The following is a 22,067-nucleotide window of genomic DNA, read 5'->3' as shown; positions in this document are numbered from 1 at the left end:
AGGTACATGGTTCGTGCGGCGATCGCCGCCGTTACAGAGGTGAGGCACCACATGTCAGCCACTGAGACCGAGGCACCCACATCCGGCGCGGTCCGGACCAGCGACCTCCTCATCGCGGGCGAGCACGTCGCGGCCAGGGACGGCCGCTACTTCCATACGACCGAGGCCCTCACCGGCGAACCCATCGCGCGGGTCGCGGCAGCCTCCGTCGAGGACGTCAACCTCGCGGTGGACGCGGCGGCAGCCGCCCTTCCGGAGTGGTCGAGCCTCCCGCCGGCCGCGCGCCGGTCGGTTCTGGAGCGGGCGGCCGTCCTGCTCGGCGAGCGCACCGACGACATCGTCGCCACGATGAGCCGCGAGATGGGTGCCACGCTCCCCTGGTGCGGCTTCAACGTGCACGTCGCGAAGGGCATGCTCGTCGAGGCGGCGGCCCAGGCGTACGCGGCCGTCGGCGAGGTCATCCCGTCGGACGTGCCCGGCCTCACCGCCCTCGGCGTACGTCAGCCGGTCGGCGTCGTAGTCGGCATCGCACCGTGGAACGCGCCGCTGATCCTCGGCGTGCGTTCCATCGTGTGGCCGCTGGTGTGGGGCAACACCGTGGTGCTGAAGTCCTCCGAGCAGACACCCCTCACCCAGGCCGCCATCGTCCAGGTGCTGCATGACGCCGGCGTACCCGCAGGAGCGGTCAACCTCATCAGCAACGCGCCCGAGGACGGCCCGAGCATCGTCGAGGCGCTGATCGCCCACCGCGCCGTGACCCGCGTGAACTTCACCGGCTCCAGCCGTGTCGGCCGCATCATCGGCGAACTCGGCGGCCGCCACCTCACCCGTGTCGTGCTCGAACTCGGCGGCAAGGCGCCCTTCCTGGTCCTCCCCGACGCCGATCTGGAGGAGGCCGCCGCCGCGGCCAGCTTCGGTGCCTTCATGAACCAGGGCGAGATCTGCATGTCGACCGAGCGCGTCATCGTCGACAGGACGGTCGCCGACGAGCTCTCCTCCCGCCTGGCCGAGCGTGCCGCCAAGCTCGTCGTCGGACCCCCGAGCGACCCCGCCTCACAGATCGGTCCGCTAGTCCACGACGCCGCCCGCGACCACGTGGTCGCGCTGATCGAGGACGCCCGCGCCAAGGGCGCGCAGGTCCTGGCGGGCGGCACGGCCGACGGCCTGTTCGTGCACCCCACCGTGCTGCGCGGGGTCACGCCGGACATGCGCATCTACACCGAGGAGACCTTCGGACCGGTGGTCTCGATCATCGAGGTGGACTCGACCGACGAAGCCGTCACGGTGGCCAACGACACCGAGTACGGACTCTCCGCCGCGGTCTTCGGCAAGGACGCGGCCGCCGCGCTCGACGTGGCCCGCCGCATCAAGTCGGGCATCTGCCACATCAACGGTGCCACCGTGCACGACGAACCCCAGATGCCCTTCGGCGGCGTCGGCGCCAGCGGCTGGGGCCGCTTCGGCTCCCGCGCCGCACTGGAGGAGTTCACCGAACTGCGCTGGATCACCATCCAGTCCGGATCCCGCCACTACCCCATCTGAGGATGCGGCGAACTCGTACGGCGCACGTGACACGGCGTGCGTCGCGCCCCCGGCCCCTGCTCCCCTGGCTGTGGGGCCTTGCCGCGGCCTTCAGCCCGGCGTTGGGAGCGGCATGGCTGGCGGACGCCCGAGATACAGAGGCCTCCCAGCGGCTCGACCGCGAGCTCGAGGAGTTCTTCCGGTCCGTCTGACGAGGCCCCTGGTACCAGGGGCCTCCACCTCTCCGAGGAGTCAACAATGTCGCAGGCCGACAACGACCGCCACGAGATACGGCAACTCATCGAGAACTGGGCGCTGTGGCGCGATGCCGGGGACTGGGCCCGCTTCGCCACGGTCTGGCATCCGCGCGACGGCTGGATGAGCGCCACCTGGTTCCAGGGAAGCGCCACCGACTTCATCAAGGCCAGTCGTGAGGGCTTCGAGAACGGCGTCAGCATCCTGCACTTCCTGGGTGGCCACACCGCGGACATCGTCGGCGACCGGGCCGTTGCCCAGACGAAGATGACGATCAATCAGCGCGCAAGCGTCGACGGCGTCGAGGTCGATGTCGTCTGCACCGGCCGCTTCTACGATTTCCTCTCCCGCCACGAGGGTCGCTGGACCCTCGTGCGCCGGCAGCCGATCTACGAGAAGGACCGGATCGACGTCGTGGACCCGGCTGCCTCGCTGACCTTGGACCCCGAACTGCTGAACCGGTTTCCGACCGGCTACCGGCACTTGGGCTACCTGCAGACCAAGGCGGGTTTCACGGTGAAGGACGGGCTTCCCGGTCTCACCGGCACAGCGGTCGAGCAGCTCTACGGCGAGGGCAAGCAATGGCTGGCGGAGGCCCGATGAAGTTCACCCACGCGACCCTTCCCCAGCGGGTGGTGTTCGCGGCCGGAGAGTCACCCGCCGCCGTGGCGGCGGAGGTCGAGGCACTCGGCGGCTCCAAGGTGATGTTGATCGCGTCGGACCGCGAGAAGGAGCTGGCCGATCCGATCGCCAAGGAGATCCCGGTCGTGCTGCGTCACGAGGAGGTCGTGATGCACGTACCGGTCGAGGTCGCGGGGCGAGCCCTGCGGACGGCGGTCGACGCCGACGCGGACATCCTGGTCAGCGTCGGCGGCGGCTCGACCACGGGGCTGGCGAAGGCCGTGGCGCTGACCACAGGGCTGCCGATCGTCGCCGTACCCACCACCTACGCGGGCTCCGAGGCGACCAACGTGTGGGGACTGACCGAAGGTGAGACCAAGACCACCGGCGTGGACGACAAGGTGCTGCCCGCATCGGTCGTCTATGACGCCGCTCTGCTCACCTCCCTGCCCGGCGAGATGACCGTCGCCAGCGGCCTGAACGCGATGGCGCACTGCGTGGACTCGATGTGGGGACCGCGTGCCGACCCGATCGACCGGGCGCTGGCACAGGAGGGCATCCGCGCACTCGCCACCGGGCTGCCGGCGGTGGCCGACGACTCGACCGGCGTCGAGGGCATCGAGCAGACGCTGTACGGCGCCTACCTCGCCGCTGTCGCGTTCGCCTCGGCGGGCTCCGGGATGCATCACAAGATCTGCCATGTCCTCGGCGGCATGTTCAACCTCCCGCACGCACAGACCCACGCGGTCGTACTGCCCTACGTGCTGGCCTTCAACGCCCCGCACGCTCCCGAGGCGGAGGCCCGTATCGCCCAGGCATTCGGCTCCCGGACGGCCGACACCGGACTGGCCGCCCTGCGCGAGGTGCTCGACGCGCCCAGGGCACTGCGCGACTACGGCATGCCCGAGGACGGCATCGCCAAGGCGCTGGGGCCGATCACGAAGGCGATCCCCGACAACAACCCGGCCACCGTCACCGACGAGAACCTGACCGCCCTGCTGACAGCGGCGTGGGCCGGCGACCCGATCAACTGAAGGAGGCCGTCATGGCTACCTACGTCAACCCCGGTTCGGCCCAGGCCGGTGCTCACGGCGCGATCTACCGCGAGGTGTCGCCGGAGCAGCGGGCGGTCGAGCAGCAGCTCGTCGACAACGTCGTGGCCTCCTTCGACGCCTGCCAGGACCCGCGGCTGCAGGATCTGATGACCTCCCTGGTCAAGCACCTGCACTCCTTCATCCGCGAGGTCCGGCTGACCGAGGAGGAGTGGGGGACGGCGATCGACTTCCTCACCAAGGCCGGCCACATCACCGACGAGGTCCGGCAGGAGTTCATCCTGCTCTCCGACACCCTCGGCGCGAGCATGCAGACGATCAACGTCAACAACCAGGCCTACAAGGGCGCCACTGAGGCCACTGTCTTCGGGCCGTTCTTCGTCGAGGACTCCCCCGCCATCGAACTCGGCGACGACCTGGCCTTCGGTGCCCCCGGCGAGCCCTGCTGGGTCGAGGGCACCGTCACCGACACCGACGGCACCCCGCTCGCCGGTGCGCTCATCGAGGTCTGGGAGGCCGACGAGGACGGGCTCTACGACGTGCAGTACGAGGCCGGCAAGCGCGCAGGCCGGGCGCACCTCTTCTCGGCGGCCGACGGCGGCTACCGCTTCTGGGGCCTCACCCCGACGCCGTACCCCATCCCCGACGACGGACCCGTCGGCAAGATGCTCGACGCGGTCGGCCGCTCACCGCTGCGCGCCGCCCACCTGCATTTCATGGTGTCCCACGCAGGGGGGCGCACGCTGGTGACCCACATCTTCCCCGAGGGCGATCCCATCGGCCGCAAGGACACCGTCTTCGGCGTGAAGGACTCACTGATCAAGAGGTTCGAGCGGCAGCCCGCCGGTACGCCGACACCCGACGGCCGCGTCCTCGACGGCACGTGGAGCCGAGTGCGCTTCGACATCGTCCTTGCCCCCGCAGGCGCATGACCTGCCTGCCGCTGTGACCGTCGCGGTCAACCCTGACGATCGTCAAGGGCCGGAGTTGCCGTTCGGCCCGCGTTCCCCATGGCCCCCCGCTTCTACCTTCGGGCCTCATGGAACAAGAACCGCGAAGGAAAGTCCCGGCCGTTCGGCCACTCGGCGCGTTGGCCGTCCTGGGCGTGGGTGCGGGAGTCGTCACTTGGCTGTCCCCCGGCGGGCTGGGCGAGGCCGGTCCGGTCGAGGTCACGGGTGGCGCTTCGGCATCCGTGTACCGGTCGGTGACCAGGGCGGCGGAGGATGCACCGTCGTGGCTGGGCCCCCTCCTGGAAGTGGCCACGGAGGGCACCCTCGTGATCCTCGGCATGTTGCTGGCCTGGATGTGGGCGACGGCAATCCGCCGCAAGGACACACGGGGGATTGCCGGGTCCGTGCTGACCGGCGTCGGCACCTTCGCTGCGTACGCGGTGAGCGAAGCGGTGAAGCTCGTAGTGGACGAGGAGCGTCCTTGCCGTGCGGTACACGCGGGCGCCGAAGCCGTCGCGGAATGCCCAGGGCCAGGAGACTGGTCATTCCCCAGCAACCACGCCACCCTTGCCGCCGGCCTGGCCGTCGGTCTTGCCGTGCTGCGGCCCCGCCTCGCCTGGATCACGCTGCCCGTGGCCGGGGCCGCCGCGCTGCTGCGCGTGCTGGTGGGGGTTCATTACCCGCACGATGTGCTCGCCGGCGCGACGCTCGGCGGCGCTGTCGTGGCGGCGGTGCTGCTCGCGCTCCTGCCCGTTGCCCAGGTGGCGGCATCACGGCTGGGAAGGCTGAGGCGGAATGATCCCGGCCTCGTGGGCCACCACCGCGGCGGCGGCCCGGTTGTCGACGCCCAGCCTGGCCAGGATGGAACTCACATGGGCCTTGACCGTTCCCTCCACCACGTGGAGCCGCCGGGCGATCTGCCCGTTGGACAGGCCGCTTCCGACAAAGGCAAGTACCTCCCTTTCCCGGGTGGTGAGGGCGGCGACCCGATGCCGGGCGGCGGAACGCCGACCGGCCAGGGTGCCCACGCCCGTCGCCGCGAGGTGCGCGATGACCCGGGCCGCGACCTTCGGTGACAGATAGGCGGCGCCTTCGGCCACCGCGCGGACTCCGGTGATCAGTTCCTCCGGCTCGCCCGACTTGATCAGGAAGCCCGCCGCACCACCACCGAGCGCCTTGAGGATGTAGTCGTCCTCACCGAAGGTCGTCAACATGATGACGCTCGTGGTCGGCATTGTGGTGTGGATCTCCGCGGCGGCGTCGATGCCGTTGAGTCCCGGCATACGGATATCGAGAACGGCCACCGCGGGACGATGGCGGCGGACCAGTTCCACGGCGTCGTGCCCGTCGACGGCCTCGGCGACGACTTCGATGTCCGGATCCGTGGCGAGAACGGCGCGTACCCCCGCGCGGATCATCGGCTCGTCGTCGGCGATCAGCACCCGGATCATCGAACGCTCACGGGGTGATCGTGTCCAGGGACACCAGGGTGCCCTGCCGGAAACACAGTTGGTAGGCGTCGCCGGACCGGTCGTCGAACCGGTTGGCCGTCATCGCGTAGTACTCGCACGTTGTGCCGTCTCCCGTCGGCTCGGCAGTCAGCGGTCGGTGGTTCGTCTGCCGATCCGGCAGGAAACGCTCCACCTCGGCACGATCTTGCCCCACATGAAGGCGGGCATAGTCGCGGGGGTCCAGGACCGACTGTGCCGCCGACAGCGTCTCCCAGCCCATGAGAGCCGCGCTCAGCAATGCTCCCGTCACGAGGGGCACCATGACGGCGGCGACCAGGGCCCGGCCGGCCCGGCGCCGAGCGCGGCGATGTTCCTGCGGCAACGCGTCACCACGAGAGGCTGACGGCACGAGCGGCGGCGGTGGCGAGGGTGTGTGCGGGATACGCGCGACGACTGCGTAACCCCCGTCGCGCGGACCGTGGTCGAACGAACCGCCGGTCAACCGCACACGTTCTTCGAGACCGATCAGGCCACGCCCTCCACTGCGAGGCGGACGCCGCTGGTCGGCCGCAGACGAGGGCGGGCCGTTCTCCACGACGACCTTTGTTTCTGTTGCCGTGTGGGTCACATGGACAGTCACGGTCGCACCGGACCCGTGCTTGGCAACGTTGGTGAGAGCCTCCTGCACGACCCGGTGAGCCGCCCGTTCGACCACGGGCGGCAGATCGTCCGCCTCGCCGTCGATGCGCAACTCCACCGCGAGGCCGGCAGCGGAAGCCTCGGAGGTCAGACTTGTGATGCTGGAGTTGCCGGGGGCCATCGCCGTTGTGTCGGTCTCCTCCCGCAGGACACCGATCACCTCCCCGAGACGCTCCACCGCGGCCGCGGCTCTGGCTCGAATGTCCCCTGCGGCCCTCTGGTGGTGTTCCCCAAGGTCCGGCGCGAGTTTGAGTGCGCCGGCCGACAGGGCAATCAGGCTCAGGTCGTGGCCGAGTACGTCATGCATGTCCTGGGCGATACGCGCCCGTTCACGCAACCGGGCTTGATCAACGATCAGTTGCTGCTCGCGTTGCAGCTGATCGGCACGCTCCCACCCGGCCCGGACAAGCTGCCGATACTGGCACCAGAAACGGCCCGCGAACCATGGCAGCATCGTGGCGGCAACCACCACCGCCACAAACCGGCCGGCCAGGGGCAGCCAAGCGGGAACGACGGACAAGGCCACCACACTGGCCGCGAGAATCGCGACCAGCGCGAGCGCTGTCGGCGCCGTCCGCCCAGGCCGTCGTCCTGCCAGGAACGCGGCGACGGCAGCCGGGACAGCCCACCACAGGCTCATCACGCTCAGACCGGCAGCCACCCCGGTGGCCGCTGTGAGAGCGACCCTGGGGTCAAGTGCCCGCCGAGGTAAGGCAGTTCCGGCCACCGTGTCACCGTTGATCGTTGCAATGTCCACGGAGGTGACGGTACGGACATCGGGCACCGTCCGACCACTGCCGAAAGTCCCATCCGCACCGGCGACGCGACACCCGTTGTGGATGCGGGCATCGAGGTCACCGGACGGGCAGCAACTCCGCGAAGTCGCGCACAGGACGCGTGCCGTCCCAGTCGACCGATGCCCGCCAGACGGATGCGAAGATTCCCCGAGTTGTCTCGTTGTCCTCGACGAACTCGATCATGCCCGGGGCGTCTTCACCCGCCTCCAGGATGAAGACCTCACCCCCCGGGACACGATCGTGGAAGAGCACCGACGCTCCGCTCGCCTCACGACGTGCGACCTCGTCTCTGACGTTCGGCACGGCCTTGGCGACGTGATGGAAGCCGTGGCCGTGGCGTTCGTAGGCGTCCTTGTAGATGGACGGTTCGTCGTCCAGGGTCTGGATGAGCTCGACCATCATGTGCCCCGAGAAGGCGAGGGCGAGGGTGAACTCGGCCTTCCCCGGCTCACCGCGGTAGGTGGAGCCCTCGCCGCCGATCCTCTCGTTCACGAACCAGGGGCCGACGCCGAGTTCGGCGGTCCACCAGCGCATCCCGGCGGTGAGGTCGGGGACCGTGTACGCGAACTGGATGATGGCGTCGGTCGGCTGGCCGAAGGGAAACTCCATGGTGGTCGTCCTCGCTCGTCTCTACGCCTGCGGGCGGGTGAAGCCGGTGGCGCCGCCGTCCACCGGGAGGGCCGCGCCCGTGATGTAGCTGGCTTCGGACGAGGCCAGGAAGAGCACGGCGTCGGCGAGTTCGTCCGGTTCTCCTTCTCGGAGCATGGGAGTGCTGAGCCTGACCCGCTCCCGGAAGGCGTCGGCTCCGCCGGGTGGAAGGCCCGTCGTGCGGGCGGCGATGTCGGTGTTCATGCCGCCCGGAATGACGATGTTGACCCGGATTCCGTCGCCGATGACTTCGGCGGCGAGGATGCGTGTCAAGTGCTCGAGGGCGGCCTTGCTGGTCCCGTAGGCGGCGGTTCCCGCGCTGGCCCTCCGCCCGGCCGCCGAGCCGCAGAAGACGACGGCCCCGCCGGGAGCGAGCAAGGGCCTGAGTCCCTGCATGAGGAAGAACGAGCCCTTGACGTTGGTGTCGAACACCATGTCCCAGGTGGCTTCGTCCATGTCGTCGAGGCGCTTGATGCCCGCCTGCCCGGCATTGAGGAAGGCGGCATCGAGGTGGTCGACCTGCGCGGCGACCTCCGTGACGGCGGCCTTTATCCCGGCCACTGAGGAGAGGTCGGCCGCCACGGCGATCGTGCCCTCGCCGATCAGATCGCTCGCGAGCTTCAGCTGTTCCGGGTCCCGCGCGATGATGACCACGCGTGCGCCCTCGCGCGCGAAGGCCTGGGCGGCCGCCAGACCCAGGCCTCTGCTGCCGCCGGTGACGAGGCAGGTCTTTCCGTGGAAACGATGACGCCGGTCATCGACGGCCCCGCCGCTGCTTCCGGCGTCAGTCGTGTCGTTCATGGTTCTCCTTCGTGGGGGATCAGGAGTGGCAATTCAGGAGTGGCGGCTCATGCGTCGATCTCGATGCCGCCGAACGGCGCTCCGCCGTTCAGGACGCGCTCCTCCGGGGGAATGGGCGCGAGGCTCACGCGCACGTCGATGCACGTCGGCCGGCGGGCCGCGAGGGCTGCCTCGATCGCGGGGCGGAGCTGGTCGAGTTCTGTGACATCGATGCCGTCGGCGCCCAGAGCCCTTGCCACGCCGCTGTAGGAGCCGTTCTCCAGGCGGTTGTTGGTGACGCGGTCCTGTCCGAAGAAGAACTGCTGGGTGTGCAGGGTGGCACCCCAGGCTTGGTTGTTGAGGACGATCACGACGACCGGGAGTCCCGCGCGGACGAGAGAGTCGAACTCGGCGAGGCTGTAGCCGACGGCGCCGTCGCCGGTAACGAGGATCGTCGCCTTGTCGGGGGTCGCGTACTGCGCTCCCAGGGCCACACCGAAATTGCTGCCCATCGCGCTGAGGTAGCCGTGCCCGAGGTAGTGGGCCAGCGGCGCGAGTGCGATCGTCTCGGAGAGCCACAGCTCGGTCAGAGCGCCGTCGACGACCACGGTGGCGTTGTCGGGGACGCTCTCCGCGATCGTGCGGGCCGCGAGGTACGGGTGGATCGCGTCGTCCTCGTGCTCCTCGGTTTCGGCGGCGAGAGCGGATCGCCGGGTGGCCGAGATGTCGCGCAGGGTTCCCAGCCAGGCGTCGCGTCCTGGGGGCACGGGGCTGTCGCCCAGGCGCTCGTTCAGCAGGCCGATCGTGCCGATCGGGTCGGCCTGGATGCCGAGTTCGACGTCCTGCAGACGGCCCAGTTCACGGCCGTCGGGGTCGATCTGGAACAGCCGCGCGCTCTTCGGGAGCAGTCGGCCCGTACCGAACTGGGTGGCCATTCCGAAGCGAAGCCCCAGCAGAAGCACCAGGTCTGGCCGCTCGTCCTCGGGGACGGTGGCCAGGGTCTGCAGGAGACCGACGTGCTGCTCGGAGCCGGCGATCGCCCCGAGGCCCTCCCAGTCGGAGAAGAGGGGCACTCCCGTACGGGCGGCGAACTCGTGCAGTTGTGCTCGTGCCTCGGCGGTGACGAAGGATTTGCCGACCAGCGCGATCGGCCGCTGGGCGGCGCCGAGCGCCTCGATGATCCGGTCGACGGCGCCGGCGGGGGCGATGCCGGTGCCGTCGATCGCGATGCGGTAGTCCTCGACATCGTCGACGTCGACCTGCTGGCGCAGGACGTCCCAGGGAATGTCGAGGAGGACCGGGCCCTTGGGCTCCGACTGTGCGATGCGGATCGCCTGGGCGACCAGTCGGGGGATCAGCTCGGTCCGGGTGACGCGGTGCGCGAACTTCGTCACCGGGGCTGCCATGGCGACCTGGTCGAAGCCGGCCTGCTGGTCGTTGACCTGGTCCGTCTCAAGAGGCCCGGAACCCACGACGTAGAGGACCGGGGTTCGGTCCAGATGAGCGTTGGCGACAGAGGTCAGGACGTTGGTGAAACCGCCGCCGGCCGTGACGACGGCGACCCCCAGGTTGCCGGTGACGCGCGCATAGCCCTCGGCCGCATGGCCGGCGTTCATCTCGTGGCGCACGTCGACGACCCGGAGCTTGGCATCCAGGGCGTCCTGGAGGATGCCGTCGATATGTGCTCCGGGCAGGCCGAAGGCGACGTTGACTCCGGCTCGCTGCAGGGTGCGCACGACGAGCCCACTACCGGTTGCGGGTGCCATTGGGTGATCCGCCCTTCGGGACGTACTCAGGGATTGGACAGAAGTCATCGGGAACAGGGCCATGTCACGGGCTGTGCGTACCGGAGTCTCGGGTGTGGTCCGGGGGACGGCAACGGCCGTGTTCGTTGGATGGTCATCCCCTTGTTCGGCAGGGAAGGTCGAGACCTCGTCGGCCTTCGCCGGGCCGGAGCGTCGGGGCTGGTTCACACCGAGGCCGAGACAGCGACCTCGGGGTCGTACTCGTAGATCCAGCCGTTGGCCCTGAGCGGGTCGGCCTGCGAGTACGCCAGGTCGCGGGCCTGCTGCTCGGGGCCGTCCGGAAGGTGGTTGATGTGGGACCGTGCGTGGGAGATCTCCTGCAGGCGTGCCGTGCGGTGTCGACGGAGCCCTTCGTAGCGCCCCAGCGCGGCGATCGGGTCGTCCGGGTCCTCCGCGAGACAGAGGGCCAGGACGGCGCCGTCCTCGATCGCCTGGGCGGCGCCCTGGGCGAAGAACGGGAACATCGGGTGGGCGGCGTCACCCAGCAGGGTCGCGTTTCCGCGGTTCCAGTGATCCAGCGGCTCACGGTCGAGCAACGCCCAGCGTCCCGGCGTGTCTGCGGCGCTGATCAGATCCACCAGACGCGGATCCCAGCCGGCGAACTCGTCGAGCAGTTCCCCGAGCGTCGCGGTGGCCGTCCACGACTCGACGCTGCTCACCCCGGCCGGGGCGAAGGCCACGAGGTTGACGTAGTCGCCGCCGGAGACCGGGTAGTGCACGAGGTGGCGGTCGGGGCCGATCCAGAGGGTCTGGGCGCGCCGTCTGGCGAAGTCGGGGGCCTCCTTCGCCGGCACGAGGGCCCGGAAGGCGCAGATGCCCGACTCCCTGGTCTGAGTCGGCCCGATGATCGCGCTGCGGACCCGTGAGTGGACTCCGTCGGCACCGATGAGGATGTCCGGGCGAACGGTTTCGCCGTCCTCGAACCGGAGCACCGCCTGGTCGCCTTCGAACTCGACCGCGACGCAGCGCCTGCCGAGATGGAGCGAGTCCTCGGGGACGGCCGACCTCAGGGCATTCAGCAGGTCGGCGCGATGGGCGGTGTAGGTGTGCTCGCCGTACAGGCGTTTGCACTCCTTCTGGAGGTTCTCCGCGGAGAGGACGGTGCCGTTCTCCCAGCGCCGGAACTCCCACCCGACCTCCATCTGGACCGCGCGCTCGATGAACCGGTCCAGCACGCCGAGACGCCGGAGCAGGCGGGCGGCGTTGGGGGCGATCACCAGGCCGGCGCCGACCTCGGTGAGGGCTGCGGCCTGCTCGTAGACGTCACTGTGGAAGCCCTTGTCGCGGAGGAAGGCCGCGGCGGCGAGGCCTCCGATGCCGCCGCCGAGGATGGCGATCCTGGGGCCTGCTTCCGTAGTCATCATGCTCTTTCACTCCCGTTGGCCTCTGTCGAGGTGGTGACTGGCTGCCTGCAAGAGTTCGGCAAAGTACGCGCTGAAAGAACAGCTTCATCCATCCAACGAACATTGGAGGTAGAGTCACCGGCGCCACGCAGGATGAAGGAGAGGCCCATGCCTCGTGCGAACGAGCCAGGACGCACTGTCAGCTCCCGGCTCTGGGATCTGCTGTTCGCCTTTGACCCCCACAACACCGAGCTGACCCTCGCCGACCTGGTCCGGCGCACGGGCATGCCGCACGCCACGGCCAGGCGCCTGACGCTCGAACTCGTGGAGGCGGGCGCGCTGGAACGGACCAGCGACAACCGGTTCGCGATCGGCCTGCCGCTGTGGCGCCTCGGGACCCTCGCACCACGTGCCGAGACGCTGCGCAGCGCCGCGCAGCCGTTCGTGGAGGACCTGTACACGGCGCTTCGCCAGCATGTGCAGCTGGCTGTGCTCCAGGGCGACCAGGCCGTGATCATCGAGCGCTTGTCGGCCGTGAACGCCGTCGGTCTGACGTCACAGATCGGCGGCCAGCTGCCCCTGCACTGCTCAGGCGTCGGCAAGGTACTGCTGAGCCACAGCAGCCCGGCGTTCATCGACGAGGTGCTGGCCGGAAGACTGCGACGCTTCACTCCCAGAACGATCGTGGACCCGGCCGAACTCCGTGGCCAGCTCGCGTCCTGTCGCTCGACCGGAACGGTTGTCGTCAAGGAAGAGCTGAGCCAAGGTGCCGAGTCGGTCGCGACGCGCATCGTCGACGGCCACGGCAAAGTCGTCGCGGCGCTGTCCGTCGTGGTGGCCGCGGGCTCGATCAAACTGCAGGCGGCCGTTCCCTCGCTGGTCGCGAGCGGACTGGGGTTGTCCAGGAGTCTCGGCTGGCGGCCGGGCATCCCGATTCGCACCTCGTGACCTCTCGCGGGGCGGGGAAACCGGCACGTCATGCGCGTCATGCCGACGGTTGCCGCCGGGAGAGCTGCATGTGGCCCGGGCGCCGTCCCTCGTCGGTCGAGAACCACACCCGGGTGGCCACGGCCTGGACCAGGAACGGCGGCAGGTCGGGAAGGCGCCGGATGCGCATCCTCTGGAAGCACGTCACGATGGCTCGTCCGCCCCGCTCCCGACAGGTCACCTCGCTGCTCTCGGCCTCGACGGTGGCTCCCATGGACGCGTTGTAGCCGAGGAAGCACCCGCACGCTGTTCCTCGTCGCCTTTCGTGATCGCGACGAACCACGCGTCCTCCGCCTCGGCGACCGTGGCCGGCTTCCGGACGTCGTTCCTGCTCGTCCCCGGGTGTGTCGTGGTCATCGTGCGACTCCCGTCCGAGTGTGTCTGTTGATCGTTGTCTTTCGTACGCCGTGGCCCGCCGCAACCATCGCTTTCGAGGAGTCGCGGCGAGCGCTCCGGCTGTCCCGGCGCCGGCGTGTTCGTAGGGCGGTCAGCCGTCGAGGGTGTGCGGGTCGTCGTCGAGATGCGCCTGGTCCACACCGCCGGGCCCGCCCACGAGGGTGAGCGCCGCCGCCACCAGGGCGGCCACGCCACCGAGGACGAAGGCCAGGGAGTAACTGCTGCTGAGGGCGTGGAAAGCGACGTCCTTGAGCGGGTTGAAGGGGATGACGTGACCGTCCGGCGAAGTGATGCTGCCCGGCACCGAGTTGGCGCCGAGCGGGCCCGAACCCACGGCGTGCACCGCCGCCTCCAACTGCGGTTTCTGATCCGCGGGAGCATGGGCCGGGGCGGCCTGGAATGCCGCGTAAGCCTTGCTCAGGCCGGGATTGTCGGCCAGGTTGCGGGAGATTTCCTTGGCGGCCTGGCTCAGCGCGACAGCGCCCATGATCGCGGGGCCGAGCGCGAACCCGAGGTCCCGGAATGTGCTCGTGGCACCGCTGGCCATGCCGGCGAGGTGGTTGGGCAGCGTGTTGACCGCGACCGCGCTGATGGCGGCGAAGGCGAGTGCCGAACCGACGCCGGCGAGGATCAACGGGCCGACGATGGCGGTAATTGTCCGATCGCTCGTCGGAACGCCCGCGAACCACAGCCCGCTGGAGCCGATGAGGACCAGGCCGGTGAAGAGCACCCACCGGGGGTTGTACCGCTCGAGCAGCTTGGAGGTGAGGGGCAGCTGAACGAGGCCGATGCCGCCGAAGAAGAGGTAGGCGACGGAGGCCTTCAGCGGGCTGATTCCCTGGACGACGGTGAGGCGGATACTGGTGGAGTACATGATCGCGAGGAAGCCGAACATCCCGATCACGGTGACCACCGAGTTCACGGCGAACGCCCGGTTCTTGAACACGCTCAGGAGAAGGAGCGGCGCGTCCGCCCGGTTCTCCACGAAGACGAACAGCACGAGGAGCAGGGCCGCGGCGAGGAACGCGATGACGATCTGCGGGCTTCCCCAGCCGCTCTCGGAGCCCTGGATCACGGCGTAGAGGAGAGCGAACAGGCCGAGTGCGGAGGTGATCTGCCCCGGCCAGTCGAGGGACCGGCCCTCGGGCGCGGAGGAGTTGCGGGCGAAGGCCAGCGACAACAGGGCGCTCACCGCGGCGATCACCAGGACACCGACGTAGGCCCAGCGCCAGTTCGCGTTCCCGGCCCAGCCGCTGTGGATCTTGGTGGAGAGGCCTGCAAGCAGCGGTCCGAGGAAGCCGCCGATCGACAGCGCGGCGGCCCAGACCGCCACGCCCCGCGCGCGGGTGGCGGTGGTGTGCGTGCCGGCCGCCACCATGGCGAGGCTCGTCGGGAAGATGGCCGCGGCCCCGATGCCGCTGAGAACCTGGGCGAGGATCAACAACGACACCCGGGTGTCGGTCGAGTATCCCGAACCCGGCACCAGGACCGCGAGCGTCGAGCCGACCGCGATGAGCGCGGCGCCCCCCACGAGCAGACGCTTACGGCCGAACAGGTCACCGAACACGCCGAAGCCCAGTTCCAGTGCGGCCACGGGAAGCATGAAGGCGTCGGTGACCCATGTCAGTTGGGCCGAGGACGGCGCGAGGTCCTGCTGGATCAGCCCGTTGATGAGCGAGGGGACGGCAAGGGCCATCTGCGCGAGGCACACGGCGAGGACCACCGCGGCCAGGGTGCCCGGGGTCAGGGTGTATCTGCCCCCCTCTCCCTCTGCCGCCTTGGGTGAATCGATCTGGACCATGGACGACTCCTTGGTGCGAAGCGCTGCTGCGGGAACCGGCGTCCGCTGCCGGACCCTGCTGTGGGTGCTTGTTGTCGCGGTCATCCCGGCAACACCGCTGCCGTACCGCCTCTGAGCTCGCGGAGTGTCTCCGCGTCGCCCATCCACCGGACCTGATTCAGAAGGCTGCTCGGCGCGATGGCGACCGGCCGAGCAGCGTCAAGCTAGGAGTGACCCCCGTCACGCTCAACGGTCATGTTCATTGGACGGACAAGCCGCCGCTGATCCGCGGTCCCGAAGCGCACCATCCCTGCAGGACGGCCATGCCGTGGCCGCCCGGAGGGAGTGGTGACACATGGCTGGGAGACTGACGGGCAGGATCGCCGTAGTGACCGGGGGCAGTACGGGCATCGGGCAGGAGATCGCCCGCAGGCTCGCGGCGGAGGGCGCGGACATCGCCGTAGCGGACATCGATCCGGCCGACGAGACGCGGGACCTCGTCACGCGGACCGGTCAGCGGTTCTTCAGCGACAAGGTCGACGTCTCGGACGAGGACGCGGTCCAGGAGTTCGCCGCCCGCGTCCGACGTGAACTCGGCGCGGCCGACATCCTGGTGAACAACGCGGCCGTCGTTCTGCTCGCCGACATCGACCACGTGACCTTCGACGAGTGGCGTCGTACTTTCGCCGTCAACGTGGACGGTCCCTTCCTGGCCTCCAGGGCGTTCCTGCCGGATCTCAAGGAGTCCGGGGCGGGACGGATCATCAACATCACGTCGTCGAGCTACTGGACTCCGCCGCCGCCCTTCGTCTCCTATGTCTCCGCCAAGGGCGCGCTGAACGGACTCACCTCCGTCCTGGCGGCGAACCTCGCCGCTCACCACATCACCGTCAACGGCGTCGCGGCGAGCCTGGTCCGGACGGCCACAGCCGCGGGGAAGACGAACGAGTTCTTCTTCGAGCAGACCGTGCAGATGCAGGACATCAAGCGGGTGCAGATGCCGGCCGACGTCTCGGGTGTCGTGGCATTTCTCGCCTCCGACGATTCCGCGTTCATCACGGGGCAGATCGTCGTCGCGGACGGCGGAAGCACGCGCCGCTGAGAGGTCCCTTCGGAACGAACCGCTGATCCGCACGGGAGAGCGACGAGATCACCCGATCGTGAGTTCTTCCACGGTCGCGTCCTGTGTGCCGCGATGCTCGCAAGGGCGGTGCGCGCCCAGGGCCGCCTGGCCGTACGACGGACGAGGGAGACGGCGTGACGCGAGATGCGGAACTGCACGGAGGCAGGAACAGCGACAGCCAGGCACTCCTGCTGGCTGCCGGACTGGCCGATCTCGCGGTGAGCACAGTGGGTTCGGCCCTGGGGACGGTACGAGGCCTGTTGCGCCGGTCGGACGCCACCGAGCTGGCCGGGGAGGCGGAGCGCGAGCTCGTGGCGCGTGGGCGTCTGGTGCTGGACCGGTATGCGGCAGTGCCCCCGGCCCACTTGGAGATCCTCGCCCAGCGCGCCCTCGCCCGGAAGGCCGCCGGTGGCGTCTGAGCGGTGGGAGCCGACCCTGTTCAAGGCTCGCGTGGACGAGGTGCTGCGGCGGTTCGTCGCCCGGGAGGCCGACGAGTTCGCGGCCGTCGATCCGATGCTCGCCGCCGTGGCCGAGAGGCTGGAGGCGGCGGTGGCGCACGGCAAGCGGCTGCGGGCGGCGTTCTGCTACTGGGGGTGGCGGGCGGTGGGGCAGCCGGACAGCGACGCGCTGGTGCGGGCGGCCGCCTCGATGGAACTGGTGCATGCCGCCGCGGTCGTGCACGACGACCTCATCGACGACAGCCCGCTGCGGCACGGCCGGCCCACGACCCACGTCGCCCTGGGCGAGGCCATAGGGGATCGTCCCGACGCCGATGCCGCCGGGCGGTCCCTGGCGATGCTGGTGGGAGACCTGCTCATGGCGCTGGCCGGGCAGTTGTTCGCGGCCAGCGGTCTGCCCGCCGCGTATCTCGTCCGGGCCCGCCCGTTGTGGGCGGTGATGGCCCGTGAGCTGATCGCGGGTGAGTGTCTGGAGATCCTGCGTACCGGCGCCGGTCCGGACACCGAGGCGTCCCTGAAGGTGATCCGCTACAAGACCGCCAAGTACACGGTCGAACAGCCCCTGTTGATAGGTGGTGCGCTGGCCGGCGCGAGCGTACGGCTGCGCGAGGGCTACTCCGCGTACGGACTGCCGCTGGGCGAGGCGTTCCAGCTGCGGGACGACCTGCTCGGACTGTTCGGAGACCCCGAGCTCACCGGCAAGGCCAACGCCGACGATGTGCGCGGCCGACGGCCCACCGCGCTGCTGGCGGAGACATGGCGTCTCGCCGACGACGCGGAACGGGAGTTGCTGCACGCATTGCTGGGCCGCGACGACCTGGACGGGGAGGGGCTGGACACGGTGCGCGAGGTGATGCGCCGACTGAAGGCGCCCGACCGCATCGAGAGCATGATCGGGGCACGGGTCGAGGAGGCTCTCGGCGTCCTGCACGAACTGGATCTCCCGGCGTACGCCGTCGGCGGACTGACCGCGCTGGCTCATTCCGCGGCGGTACGCCTGTCCTGACCGCCCGTATGCAGACCGCTCGCATCCGGCGCGAGCCCTGCCCCCTCCCCTGACCCCGCCTGTCGTGAACGTTCCAGAGGAAGACGAGGAACCCTGCCTTGGCCTACACCGACGCATCGCTGGACGCCCTGCGGCGAACCGGGGACGAACTCGCCGATGCCACCGTCGCCGAGCTCTTCGCACGCGGGGAGGTAGGCACGTTCAACACGCTGATGCGGTACGTCTCCACGGCCGGGGCTCCCCTGCCGGAGGGTCTGCCGGATGTCGCGCGGGAGTACCTCGAATCCACCCGCACTCCGCCGTCGTGGGTGGACTGGGCGGAGATGGAGAGGGCCCGGCTGTTCTTCATCGACAACAACGTGCACATCTCCACCGCGTTGTCCTTCGCCTCGATGCCGGCCTGCTACGTCGTCCCGCACGTGGCGAAACTGCTGTCGGCCAGTCACGGCCTGAAGTACCCGTCCAAACGGATGGCGGAGACCGGACAGTTCACCGTCCATCTGATGCAGCCCGACGCCTTCGAGGCCGGCAGCCGCTTCATCCCGGCCGCCCAGAAGGTCCGTCTCCTGCACGCCTCCATCCGCCACCACCTCACCCGCGAGAACAGCTGGGACACCGCAGCCCTCGGGACGCCGATCTGTCAGGAGGACATGATCGGCGGGCAGATGTTCTTCTCCCTGCTCGTCCTGGACAGCCTGCACCGCCTCGGCATCCACATGTCGACCGAGGGCGCGGAGGCGTATTACTACGCGTGGCGCGTCGTCGGCGCCATGCTGGGCGTCGACCAGGACGCCGTCCCCCGAACCCTCGACGAGGCCCGCCAGTTCCTCGACCTGTACATGGTCCGGCACATGGGCCCCTCCGAGGAGGGTGCCCATCTGACCAAGCAGCTGATCGACCTCTACGAGGAGGTGGTGCCCGGCACCTTCTTCGACCCCATCGTCTCGGCCCTCATCCGCCACCTCATCGGCGACACCTGCGCCGACTGGCTCCACGTGCCGCGCACCTCGTGGGACACCGTCGTCAAAGCCGTGCCCCACCTCCTCGGCGTCCTGGAGACCATCGAGGACCGCTCCCCGCTGGGCGCCTGGGCCCTGGACCGCCTCGGCCACCTCACCACGGTCCTCGAACTGTCCTCCCTCACCCGTGGACGCGTCATGCACTACGCGATCCCCGAGACGCTCAAGAAGGACTACGGCATCACCGGCGCGGTGCCCCGTACCCGCCGATGGACCCCGCCGACCGCCACCGTCTGACGGTCAGCCGCGATTTAGTATTTTGACATAGGTTTCTTTTCATAGGTAACTTGGAGTCGTGACCGGAATCAGTGAGGCTCCTCCGAGCCAGGGCGTCGACCAGGTGGCCGCGGGCCTCGTGGCGTGCCTGCCCACGCTGAACCGGTACGTCAAACAGAGCATCGACCGGCGACTGCCCCATCTCAGCCTTCCTGAGCGGCAGTTGGCCCTGCTCCAGTACGTCGCCGAGCACGCCGGCGCGACCGTCCACGAAGCGGCGGACGCGCTGCGGATGATGCCGAACAACGTCAGCGCCCTGGTCACCCGCCTCACCGATGCGGGCCTGCTGGAACGCCACCAGGACGATACCGACCGGCGCGTCGCGCACCTGCGTGTCACCGCCAAGGCGCGTCAGCGCATCGCCCAGGCCGAGGACGTCGCGGCGCGACAGCTCGCTGCCGCGCTGCGCACCCTCACGGACGGCGACCGCGACGCCCTCGGCTCGGCGCTCGGCGCCCTCGAGGCTCTCACCCGGCGCCTGCGCGACCACTCCGCCTGACCGTCCGTCCGGTCCGGCTCCCCGTACGCCTCCTGCCCTTGCCGCCGCTGCGGCAGGGCCCGGTGTGCTGCGCCCGTACACAGCTCCCCCACGCAGCCCGCCCCCACATGTCCACGCGCCCCAGACGCGCGCCGTACGTCCCGAGGACAGCTCACACATGCCTGTCACCGCTGTTTCCACAGCGCCCACGCCCGTGTCCGACCCCCACCCCCGCGGTCTTCGCGCCAACCCCTGGCTGACGCTGATCGCCGTCGCGCTCGGCCTGTTCATGGTCGGGCTCGACGGTTCCGTCGTCTCCATCGCCAACGCCGAGATCGCCCGCGACCTGAGCGCCACCACCGCCGAATTGCAGTGGGTCACCAACTCCTACCTGCTCGCCCTCGCCGCCGCCCTCATCCTGGGCGGCAAGCTGGGCGACCGCTTCGGACGCCGCACGGTCTACCTCGTAGGCGTCGTCGGATTCACCCTCGCGTCCGTCGCGATCGGCCTCGCCGGATCGGTCGAGGGTGTCATCGCCTTCAGGGCCCTGCAGGGCCTCTTCGGCGCGATGCTCATGCCCAACACCCTGGCGTTGCTGCGTGCGGTCTTCCCGCCGAAGAAGTTCGGCATGGCGGTCGGCATCTGGGCGATGATCTCGTCCGTCGCCACCGCGCTCGGCCCGATCGTCGGCGGACTGCTCGTCCAGCACGTCAACTGGGAGTCCGTCTTCTACATCAACGCCCCCATCGGCGTGATCGCCCTGGTCTTCGGTCTCGTGGTGCTGCCGCAGTCCAGGAACGAGGCGGCGGCGAGCGAGAAGTTCGACGTGCCCGGTGTCGTGTTGCTCGCGCTCGGACTGATCGCCGTCGTCTTCGGCGTCGTCAAGGGCGAGACGTGGGGCTGGACTTCGGCCGGCACGCTCGGCGCGATCGTCGGCGGTGTCGTCGTCCTGGTCCTCTTCGGCTGGTACGAGACCCGCGTCGCGCACCCTCTCCTGCCGATGCGACTGTTCCGCAACCCGGCCCTGACCATCGGTGTGTTCGTCACCGCGCTGAACTTCTTCGTCCTGCTCGGCGCGATCTTCTTCGTGATGCTGTACCTGCAGAACGTGCACGGTTTCACGCCCGTCGAGTCCGGGGTGCGCACCCTGCCGCTCAGCCTCGCCTCCATGGTGGCCTCGCCGCTCGGCGCGAAGCTCACCGAAAAGTTCGGCCCGCGTCTGACCATGCCGCTCGGGATGGTGCTCCAGGCCGGCGCCGCGTTCACGATGCTGGCGTGGAGCGCCGATTCCTCGTACGCCGCCATGTGGCCGCCGTTCGTCGCGCTCGGTCTCGGCGTCGGCATCGTGATGGCCGCGTCCTCGGATGCGATCGTCGGCAACGCCCCCGTCAAGGACGGCGGTATCGCGGGGGGCCTCCAGGCCACCTCGCTCCAGGTCGGCGGCGCGCTCGGCACGTCGGTGCTCGTCTCCCTGATCAGCAGCCGCGTCGGCTCCACGCTCACGGACTCACTGACCGACGCCGGCGTGCCCCACGCGGCGGCCGTTCGCTTCGAGGAGGCGAAGGACGCGGTCGCGATGGGCGTCGCTCCGGTCTCCGACGCGATGCCCGCACAGCTCAGGGCGGCCGTGGTGGAGGGCAGCCACACCGCCTTCATGAACGGCGTCCACACCGCCGTCCTGGTCACCGGCATCCTCGCCCTCGTGGGCGCTGCCTTGGCTGCGTTCGGCCTCCGGGGCCGGGAGGACGGGCCCCAAGAGAACACCGGGCACGACGTGAACGCGCCGAGCCCAGCCGCCGTCCGGACCTCCGCCGGCGTCCCGGTCAGCGGGCACGTCATCGGCGCCGAGTCGGCACCCGTGCCGCGGGCGGTCATCACCCTGATCTCGCCGGCCGGGCGGCAGGTGGGCCGCATGGTGGCCCACTCGGACGGTGCGTACGCGGTGGACGCGCCAGGCGCGGGAAGCTACGTGCTCATCGCCTCCGCCGAGGGCTACCGGCCGCAGGCGTCCACGATCGTGGTCGGCGGCGAGCCGGTCTCGTACGACATCCTGCTCTCCGGCACCAGCGGTCTGGTCGGCACGGTCAGGTCGGCAGACCTCGGGAAGCCGGTCGCCGGTGCCATGGTGGTCGCGGCCGACGTGCGCGGCGATGTGCTCGCCGCCGGGCCGACGGACACGGACGGCACTTTCGGCTTCGCCGAGCTGGTGCCCGGCCCGTTGACCCTTGCGGTGACCGCGGCCGGCTACCGGCCGATCGCGCTGCCCGTCGAGATCGCCGCGCAGGGCGTCACCAGGACCGAGGTCGAACTCTCCCCCGGCCTGCATGTGCGGGGCCTGGTCCAAGCCGCGGGCCGACCGCTGAACGATGCGCGGGTCACGCTCATCGACACGGCCGGCAACGTGGTGGCCACCGCGACCACCGGCGAGGACGGCGGCTATGCCTTCACCGACCTCGACGGCGGCGAGTACACGGTCACGGCGGCCGGCTACTCGCCGAAGGCCACCCAGGTGACCGTGCACGGCTCCGGTGTGGAAAGCCACGACATCGAGCTGGCTCACCCCGGCGAGTGACACTCGCCGGGTCGGACACGTCCTTCCGTTCAGGCGTGTCCGACCCGGCG

General features: G+C 69.7%; 19 protein-coding genes and 2 pseudogenes. 13 read left to right on the top strand and 8 right to left on the bottom strand.

What is annotated here, in order from left to right:
- The first annotated feature begins 51 nt into the window (after positions 1 to 51).
- The 5 genes and pseudogenes from ACIBJB_RS46620 to ACIBJB_RS46600 all read left to right on the top strand — a co-directional run.
- Positions 52 to 1,542 carry an aldehyde dehydrogenase gene (locus tag ACIBJB_RS46620; protein WP_398940231.1) on the top strand — a complete coding sequence of 497 codons (1,491 nt, stop codon included), beginning with the start codon at positions 52 to 54 and terminating at the stop codon, positions 1,540 to 1,542.
- Between the two features lie 237 nt (positions 1,543 to 1,779).
- A complete protein-coding gene (locus tag ACIBJB_RS46615) occupies positions 1,780 to 2,379 on the top strand; it encodes a nuclear transport factor 2 family protein (protein WP_398940230.1) in 600 nt (199 codons plus the stop codon).
- Entirely contained in the window at positions 2,376 to 3,431 is a 1,056-nt protein-coding gene (locus ACIBJB_RS46610) for a maleylacetate reductase (protein WP_398940229.1), read from the top strand. Before ACIBJB_RS46615 ends, ACIBJB_RS46610 begins: the two co-directional genes overlap by 4 nt.
- An 11-nt stretch (positions 3,432 to 3,442) precedes the next feature.
- A complete protein-coding gene (locus tag ACIBJB_RS46605; RefSeq protein ID WP_398940228.1) occupies positions 3,443 to 4,381 on the top strand; it encodes a dioxygenase in 939 nt (312 codons plus the stop codon).
- Positions 4,382 to 4,488: 107 nt separating this feature from the next.
- Positions 4,489 to 5,127: pseudogene (locus tag ACIBJB_RS46600) on the top strand (phosphatase PAP2 family protein); the annotation flags it as partial.
- 42 nt (positions 5,128 to 5,169) lie between these two features.
- On the opposite strand, the gene ACIBJB_RS46595 reads toward ACIBJB_RS46600, so the two are convergent.
- The 6 genes from ACIBJB_RS46595 to ACIBJB_RS46570 form a co-directional block, all read right to left on the bottom strand.
- Positions 5,170 to 5,850: a response regulator gene (locus ACIBJB_RS46595; protein WP_398940227.1), complete on the bottom strand. Its 681-nt coding sequence runs from the start codon at positions 5,848 to 5,850 to the stop codon at positions 5,170 to 5,172.
- A 7-nt stretch (positions 5,851 to 5,857) separates the two neighbouring features.
- Positions 5,858 to 7,189 (bottom strand): sensor histidine kinase, encoded by a 1,332-nt coding sequence (locus ACIBJB_RS46590; RefSeq protein WP_398940267.1) that lies wholly within the window; start codon positions 7,187 to 7,189, stop codon positions 5,858 to 5,860.
- Between the two features lie 214 nt (positions 7,190 to 7,403).
- Positions 7,404 to 7,955: a VOC family protein gene (locus tag ACIBJB_RS46585; RefSeq protein ID WP_398940226.1), complete on the bottom strand. Its 552-nt coding sequence runs from the start codon at positions 7,953 to 7,955 to the stop codon at positions 7,404 to 7,406.
- A gap of 21 nt (positions 7,956 to 7,976) precedes the next feature.
- A complete protein-coding gene (locus tag ACIBJB_RS46580) occupies positions 7,977 to 8,795 on the bottom strand; it encodes an SDR family NAD(P)-dependent oxidoreductase (protein WP_398940225.1) in 819 nt (272 codons plus the stop codon).
- Between the two features lie 47 nt (positions 8,796 to 8,842).
- Positions 8,843 to 10,540, bottom strand: coding sequence for a thiamine pyrophosphate-binding protein (locus ACIBJB_RS46575; protein WP_398940224.1), 1,698 nt, complete (start codon positions 10,538 to 10,540; stop codon positions 8,843 to 8,845).
- A 203-nt stretch (positions 10,541 to 10,743) separates the two neighbouring features.
- The gene (locus ACIBJB_RS46570) at positions 10,744 to 11,943 is read right to left on the bottom strand and encodes an FAD-dependent monooxygenase (protein WP_398940223.1); all 1,200 of its coding nucleotides are present in this window, start codon (positions 11,941 to 11,943) and stop codon (positions 10,744 to 10,746) included.
- Positions 11,944 to 12,090: 147 nt separating this feature from the next.
- Here ACIBJB_RS46570 and ACIBJB_RS46565 point away from each other — a divergent pair, with 147 nt between their 5' ends.
- On the top strand, positions 12,091 to 12,870 hold the full coding sequence (locus ACIBJB_RS46565) for an IclR family transcriptional regulator (protein WP_398940222.1): 780 nt from the start codon (positions 12,091 to 12,093) through the stop codon (positions 12,868 to 12,870).
- A gap of 37 nt (positions 12,871 to 12,907) precedes the next feature.
- Here the strand turns inward: ACIBJB_RS46565 and ACIBJB_RS46560 are convergent, their stop codons facing one another.
- Together ACIBJB_RS46560 and ACIBJB_RS46555 are read right to left on the bottom strand one after the other, a co-directional pair.
- Positions 12,908 to 13,123: a hypothetical protein gene (locus tag ACIBJB_RS46560; protein WP_398940221.1), complete on the bottom strand. Its 216-nt coding sequence runs from the start codon at positions 13,121 to 13,123 to the stop codon at positions 12,908 to 12,910.
- Between the two features lie 273 nt (positions 13,124 to 13,396).
- Positions 13,397 to 15,106, bottom strand: coding sequence for an MFS transporter (locus tag ACIBJB_RS46555; protein WP_398940220.1), 1,710 nt, complete (start codon positions 15,104 to 15,106; stop codon positions 13,397 to 13,399).
- A 334-nt stretch (positions 15,107 to 15,440) separates the two neighbouring features.
- On the opposite strand from ACIBJB_RS46555, the gene ACIBJB_RS46550 reads away from it, so the two are divergent.
- From ACIBJB_RS46550 to ACIBJB_RS46520, 7 genes and pseudogenes are all read left to right on the top strand, one after another.
- On the top strand, positions 15,441 to 16,187 hold the full coding sequence (locus ACIBJB_RS46550; protein WP_398940219.1) for an SDR family NAD(P)-dependent oxidoreductase: 747 nt from the start codon (positions 15,441 to 15,443) through the stop codon (positions 16,185 to 16,187).
- 155 nt (positions 16,188 to 16,342) lie between these two features.
- A complete protein-coding gene (locus ACIBJB_RS46545; protein WP_398940218.1) occupies positions 16,343 to 16,627 on the top strand; it encodes a polyprenyl synthetase in 285 nt (94 codons plus the stop codon).
- Positions 16,617 to 17,672 carry a polyprenyl synthetase family protein gene (locus ACIBJB_RS46540; protein WP_398940217.1) on the top strand — a complete coding sequence of 352 codons (1,056 nt, stop codon included), beginning with the start codon at positions 16,617 to 16,619 and terminating at the stop codon, positions 17,670 to 17,672. The genes ACIBJB_RS46545 and ACIBJB_RS46540 overlap by 11 nt, the downstream gene beginning before the upstream one ends.
- 98 nt (positions 17,673 to 17,770) lie before the next feature.
- A complete protein-coding gene (locus ACIBJB_RS46535; RefSeq protein WP_398940216.1) occupies positions 17,771 to 18,928 on the top strand; it encodes an oxygenase MpaB family protein in 1,158 nt (385 codons plus the stop codon).
- A 58-nt stretch (positions 18,929 to 18,986) separates the two neighbouring features.
- Complete coding sequence (locus ACIBJB_RS46530; RefSeq protein WP_398940215.1) at positions 18,987 to 19,466, top strand: MarR family winged helix-turn-helix transcriptional regulator; 480 nt, start codon at positions 18,987 to 18,989, stop codon at positions 19,464 to 19,466.
- A gap of 157 nt (positions 19,467 to 19,623) precedes the next feature.
- Positions 19,624 to 21,180: pseudogene (locus ACIBJB_RS46525) on the top strand (MFS transporter); the annotation flags it as partial.
- A 39-nt stretch (positions 21,181 to 21,219) separates the two neighbouring features.
- Positions 21,220 to 22,017, top strand: coding sequence for a collagen binding domain-containing protein (locus ACIBJB_RS46520; protein ID WP_398940266.1), 798 nt, complete (start codon positions 21,220 to 21,222; stop codon positions 22,015 to 22,017).
- The last annotated feature ends 50 nt before the right edge of the window (positions 22,018 to 22,067 follow it).

This window comes from Streptomyces sp. NPDC050759 (assembly GCF_044456945.1).
Lineage (GTDB): Bacteria > Actinomycetota > Actinomycetes > Streptomycetales > Streptomycetaceae > Streptomyces.
This window is presented reverse-complemented; position numbering and strand designations above follow the sequence as displayed.